The organism is Thalassospira sp. UBA4513, from assembly GCF_002388495.1.
Classification (GTDB): domain Bacteria; phylum Pseudomonadota; class Alphaproteobacteria; order Rhodospirillales; family Thalassospiraceae; genus Thalassospira; species Thalassospira tepidiphila.
Genome location: NZ_DGMR01000039.1, coordinates 258498 through 264006, shown reverse-complemented (window position 1 = coordinate 264006; position 5509 = coordinate 258498). Strand labels below are relative to the sequence as shown.

General features: G+C 56.7%; 9 protein-coding genes. All 9 read right to left on the bottom strand.

Annotation, left to right across the window (positions count from 1 at the left end):
- On the bottom strand, positions 1-416 hold a 416-nt coding region (locus B2T33_RS18200; RefSeq protein WP_286792808.1), incomplete at its 3' end, for an energy-coupling factor transporter transmembrane component T family protein.
- Positions 413-1087: an energy-coupling factor ABC transporter ATP-binding protein gene (locus tag B2T33_RS18195; RefSeq protein ID WP_286792807.1), complete on the bottom strand. Its 675-nt coding sequence runs from the start codon at positions 1085-1087 to the stop codon at positions 413-415. The genes B2T33_RS18200 and B2T33_RS18195, both read right to left, overlap by 4 nt.
- Positions 1088-1165: 78 nt before the next feature.
- A complete protein-coding gene (locus B2T33_RS18190) occupies positions 1166-1714 on the bottom strand; it encodes a biotin transporter BioY (protein ID WP_197146116.1) in 549 nt (182 codons plus the stop codon).
- A gap of 197 nt (positions 1715-1911) precedes the next feature.
- Positions 1912-2271, bottom strand: coding sequence for an ArsR/SmtB family transcription factor (locus B2T33_RS18185; RefSeq protein ID WP_286792806.1), 360 nt, complete (start codon positions 2269-2271; stop codon positions 1912-1914).
- Positions 2258-2698 carry an SRPBCC family protein gene (locus B2T33_RS18180; RefSeq protein ID WP_286792805.1) on the bottom strand — a complete coding sequence of 147 codons (441 nt, stop codon included), beginning with the start codon at positions 2696-2698 and terminating at the stop codon, positions 2258-2260. The genes B2T33_RS18185 and B2T33_RS18180 overlap by 14 nt, the downstream gene beginning before the upstream one ends.
- Positions 2699-2896: 198 nt before the next feature.
- A complete protein-coding gene (ureG, locus tag B2T33_RS18175; protein WP_008888415.1) occupies positions 2897-3517 on the bottom strand; it encodes an urease accessory protein UreG in 621 nt (206 codons plus the stop codon).
- Positions 3514-4260, bottom strand: a complete 747-nt coding sequence (locus tag B2T33_RS18170; protein ID WP_414716647.1) for an urease accessory protein UreF — start codon at positions 4258-4260, stop codon at positions 3514-3516. Before B2T33_RS18170 ends, ureG begins: the two co-directional genes overlap by 4 nt.
- Positions 4211-4762 carry an urease accessory protein UreE gene (locus tag B2T33_RS18165; protein WP_286792804.1) on the bottom strand — a complete coding sequence of 184 codons (552 nt, stop codon included), beginning with the start codon at positions 4760-4762 and terminating at the stop codon, positions 4211-4213. The genes B2T33_RS18170 and B2T33_RS18165 overlap by 50 nt, the downstream gene beginning before the upstream one ends.
- Positions 4763-4780: 18 nt before the next feature.
- A partial coding sequence (locus B2T33_RS18160) for an urease subunit alpha (protein ID WP_286792803.1) occupies positions 4781-5509 on the bottom strand: 729 nt, incomplete at its 5' end.

Sequence of the window (5509 nt, the reverse complement as noted above, 5' to 3'; positions counted from 1 at the left end):
GCCAGACTGACCTTTTCCGGGTTTACGCCAATCGGGCGCAAGGGCTGCATGGCGCGTTCCAGCGACGCCAGCAGGTCCGATGTTTTGGTGGTCAGGGTCACAAGCGATGCAAACATCACAATTGCCGCAATCCGGGTGACGACCAGCAATCCCGCCTGCCAGTCATTCAGCCAAAGCTGAACGGCAAAAAAGATCACCAGCAGCCAAAGGATCGGCTTGATCTGCGCCCACAGAATGCGCGGGCCAAAGCCAGATACAGGGTAAAGCAACAAAACAGTCGCCAGAACAAACGCCACCACCGGCCAATCGGGGATCAGGAATACGCCGGTGCCAAGCGCGACCATGGCAAGGATCTTGGCCCCGGCTTGCGCCCTGTGCAGGGCAGACTGCCCGTCGATATAAAGCCCCGCGATCACGCCATCATCTCCCGATATTTCGGAAGAGCCTCGGAGGGCGGGCCATCAAGCACCACGCGACCATCCTCAAACGCCAGCACCCGGTCGTAATCGGCAATCAGATCGAGATCATGCGACACCGTAATCACCGTCTGATCCAGCTCGGCTATGGCGCGCTGCACCCGGTTTCGATTGCGCAGATCCAAAAGCGTGGTTGGCTCATCAAACACGATATAGCGCGGTTCCATCACCAGCACGCCCGAGATGGCCAGCAACTGCTTTTGCCCGCCACTCAGCAAATGACTGGGATGAGCTTTGAAATCCTGAAGATCATAGCGCGCCAGCACCTCATCAATCCGGCGATTGATCTCTTCCTTGGGAAGCTTGAGCGGCTTAAGGCCGAAGGCAATGTCTTCCTCAACCACCGGATAGACGATCTGATTGTCCGGGTTCTGAAACACAAACCCGACATGACGACGCAGCTTTCGGCCATCCTTTGCCGCATCAAGATCGTCGACCAGGACCCGGCCCGATGTCGCGGTTTGCAGACCATTCAGCAACCTGACAAAGGTGCTTTTGCCCGACCCGTTCGCGCCGACAATCCCGATCCGCTTTTCACCAAGCGTCAGGTTAATATCAGCAAGCGCACGTCGCTGTTCAAACTGCACAGAGACATTTTCAATTCGGATCATGGAAGGACGTCCGGCGTTATCAGGGAAATTGGAACGGCTCAAAATGGGCGCAAGTACATCACTTGCGCCCATAAGATGTTAGCTCGCCTTGGAAATCAAGGGATAGGCGCGCCGGACTGCAAGGCATGCCGCGGTCGCAATCGCAACCTTGATGGCATCCCCGATCAGGAACGGAGCCGCCCCGACAGTTGCCTGCCAATAGCTGATCTCGGCCACGACTGCGACCCAGGCATTGCCAATGGCGTACAGGACGACGATCCCGCCAAAGGCAATGGACAGCGCGGCATTGAAAACATTCAGGCGGTTCCAGAACTTCTCGATCAGAAGCCCGATGACAAAGGCCGAAATGGCCCAGCCAAACATGAACCCGCCCGTAACCCCGATCATCACGCCAAAGCCACCGCGCCCGCCGGACAAAAGCGGCAAGCCAACAGCAACCAGAACAAGGAACAGAACAATCGAAAGCCCGCCGCGACGGGCACCTAGAATGGCCCCGGCCAACATCGGACCAAGTGACTGTGCTGTGACCGGCACACCGGTGACTGGAAGGGTGATTGGCGGAAACAGCCCAAGAACGGCGGTCAGGGCTGCAAACAGGGCGACATAGACAATATCTTTGGTCTTCATGTAACGGTTTCCCATTCCCGTTATAAGGCCGTCCTGCAATCAACCCCTTGCGCAGGACTGCCTTTCGTTAACCGGTCCGCCCGACCGGCTCAACGCGATATGGGATAACCGCAAATATCATCGACGCCAAGCAAAATGACACCGGATACTGCGCAACTCATTTAAGAGGAACGCAATATCCGATATTTTTCAAACCCTTATGCCTCATCATCTTCGACAAAGGACTTAAGCCGCACCAGGGCAGATTCCCAACGGCCCGCCACCTGATCAAGATAGGCGCGCGCCTCGGCCAGTTGTTCCGGGCAAAAGGCATATTGGCTTTCGCGCCCGACCCGATGGTTTTGCACAAGACCTGCGGCCTCAAGCACACGCAGATGCTTGGTCACGGCCTGCCTGGTCATATCGGCATCATCCGATAACACCGAGATCGATCGCGGTTTGCCATCGGCCAAGCGATCAAAGATCGCCAACCGTGTGGGATCGCCCAATGCGGCAAACATGACGGAGAAATCCTTGTCATGTTTGCCAATTTCCGAATTATTTTCAGCTTTCGACATGTTTCTTGATGTTTTCAAGCTGGAAGCCCCAGCCGTTTGTATTGGCCCGCAACGCATCAGCAATGCGATGGGGTGGTAGATTATCAAAGCCGGTTTCGCGCACCTTAAGCACGGTCATGCCATTTTTTTCTTCCAGCCAAAACTCAACCAGCGTTTCGGGTTCAGCACTGTAATCAACCGACGGGTCAATCGCAAATGGGTGCCATGTATAGGCAAAATAGGCCGGCTCCTCCATCGCCTTGATGGTTGAATTCCATTTTGCCCCCTCACAAACGGTAATATCACCGGTCGAGGTTTCCCCGACCTTGAACGGCGCATCAATTCGGGCACCAAACCATGCACCGAACTTTTTGTGATCGGTCAATGCCGCCCATACCTTGGAACGAGGGCCATTGATCTCGATAGATTTTTCGATTGTATTTGACACAAAGCAACCTCCTGGTTGCATTTAATCTGCCAGAAGATATTTCCTTATGCAACTAAAAAGTTGCATTTTATTATTTGCCCGCGAAAACACAAACGCCCGGCTGTTGCCAGCCGGGCGATGCATGCTCCCGTCATCCTTGGGTCTGTGCCGCGCTAATGTAACTGGCAAAGCCCGTGCAGCTATCCTTATATCCCCATATCAGGATGCTGCGGATTGGCGGAGCCCCCCTGTCTCGATGATGAAGTTTTTGACGTCTTCAAGGCCATCCATCGCCTTGAGATTGGTGAACAGGAACGGACGATCGCCACGCATTTTTTTGGCATCGCGGTCCATCACGCCCAGATCGGCCCCCACCAGCGGTGCCAGATCGGTTTTGTTGATCACCAAAAGGTCAGAACGCGTAATGCCCGGACCACCCTTGCGCGGGATTTTGTCGCCTGCCGAAACGTCGATGACGTAAATCGTAATGTCGGCCAGCTCCGGCGAGAAGGTGGCTGACAGGTTATCGCCGCCCGATTCAATAAAGATCGCCTCAAGCCCGGCATGCTTGGCCGCCATGTCTTCGACAGCCGCCAGATTGATCGACGCATCTTCGCGAATGGCCGTGTGCGGGCAGCCACCGGTTTCAACACCGGCAATGCGGTCAGCCGCCAGCGCACCCGAACGGGTCATGAATTCGGCATCTTCGCGGGTGTAGATGTCGTTTGTGATCGCAGCGATGTTGAACTCATCGCGCATCGCCTTGCACAGGCGTTCCAGAAGTGCGGTTTTGCCCGAACCAACCGGGCCACCAATTCCGATACGAAGGGGAGAGCTCATGATCTAAATAGCCTCGTATATTGGGTTTCGTGTTTCATCGACGTCCAGTCGACCATCGGTGCCGCGGCACCAAGATCGGAAAGTTCAGCCTGCATGGCGTGATCAACGGCAACCGATACCGCACCATCCAGCGACGACAGTGATCTGACACCATCGGTCTGCCCCAGCGGCACCAGACGCACCGCACTGGACACAAGATTTGCCGCCATCGCATGCAAATACGCCGTCAGCGCATCACGCAGCGGCACATCAAACTGGGCTGCGGCAATGCCCACCGCCACCGGATAGGATGGCAGTCGGTCATCTTCGCGCATGGCATCGGCCCAGCGGGTTATCATCCCATCACCCCAGACCTTTTGCATGGTCGAGACAAAGGCGCGCCCTTGCGCAGTTGCCTCCAACGCCATCTCGGACGTGCCGCGCCAACAATCGGCCTCAACCCCGATGTCAAACAGGGCCGCTTCATCACCCGCGCGCGCAGCCCACCATGCCGCACAAAAAAGCACTGCATCAATCCGCCCGGCCCCGAATTCCAGAACCCCTTCAACCCAGTTAATCAGGCTATCTGCCGATGTCACCCGCCCGTCTTCGACGGCATATTCCACGCCATGCGAATAGGTATAGGCACCGACCGGAAATGACGGACTTAGCCACGTCATCAACCGCATCAGGCCTGCGGGGTTAAGTGTCAGGTCATCCGTGGTCATGGGAATGCCCGTGGTGATGACTGTGCTTGTGATCATGTTCATGGTCATGGTCATCATGGTCAAAATGATCGTGACCATGGCTGTGACCATGCGCGCCGCCGAGCCCGTGATAGGCCCCGTTCAGCGGATCAAACGGTGCGATTTCGTTTTCCACCACACCGCCAAGGCCCGTGATCATGTCGCGCATCACATGGTCATCGATGATCCGCAAACGCCCGTCATTCAAAACCTGAACCGGGGTGTGCCGGTTGCCGATATGCCAGGCCAGTTTGGCGGTCGCAATCGGACCGGCCGCCGTAATGGTCAGAACCGGCTCCTCGGCTGCGCGGACGACAATCACCCCGCCATCCGAAAGGCGCAACCGATCCCCATCCGCCAGACGCACCGCATGCGGCAGGTCGAGTAGGAACGGCTCCCCCGCATCATCATGCAGACGAATGCGGCGGCGATGCCGGTCGGAAAAGGCCAGGGTCACCGTACCGCGCACTTCGGATGTGTCGGCACGGTCAACCGGGATATGTTCAATGGCGTGACGCATGGAGTTCGCTACCACCGATCAGAACAGGAAGTAACGCTGCGCCATCGGCACAACATCAACCGGCTGACAGGTCAGAAGTTCGCCATCTGCCGTCACCTGATAGGTTTCCGGATCAACTTCCATCACCGGCAACGCATCATTAAGCTTCATGTCCTTCTTGCCGATATTACGCGTGTTCGACACCGCCAGAAGTTCCTTCGCCAGGCCGAATTCGGCGGCAATACCCGCATCAATGCCTGCCTGCGAGACAAACGAGAAGCTCGATTTCGCAAGCGCATTGCCATACGCACCAAACATCGGACGGTAATGGACCGGCTGCGGCGTCGGGATTGATGCGTTCGGATCGCCCATGGCGGCGGCGGCAATCATGCCCGCCTTGATCACCATGTCGGGCTTGGTGCCAAAGAACATTGGCTTCCAAACCACAAGGTCGGCGATCTTGCCAACTTCGATGGACCCAACATGCGCGCCGATGCCCTGCGCAATCGCCGGGTTGATGGTGTATTTCGCAACGTAACGCTTGGCACGGAAGTTATCATTGCCCTTGCCTGAATCCTCGGGCAACGCACCGCGCTGCTTTTTCATCTTGTCGGCGGTCTGCCAGGTCCGGGTGATGACTTCACCAACGCGGCCCATGGCCTGACTGTCTGACGAGATGATCGAAAACGCGCCAAGATCATGCAGGATATCCTCGGCCGCGATGGTTTCGCGACGGATACGGCTTTCGGCAAAGGCGACGTCTTCGGG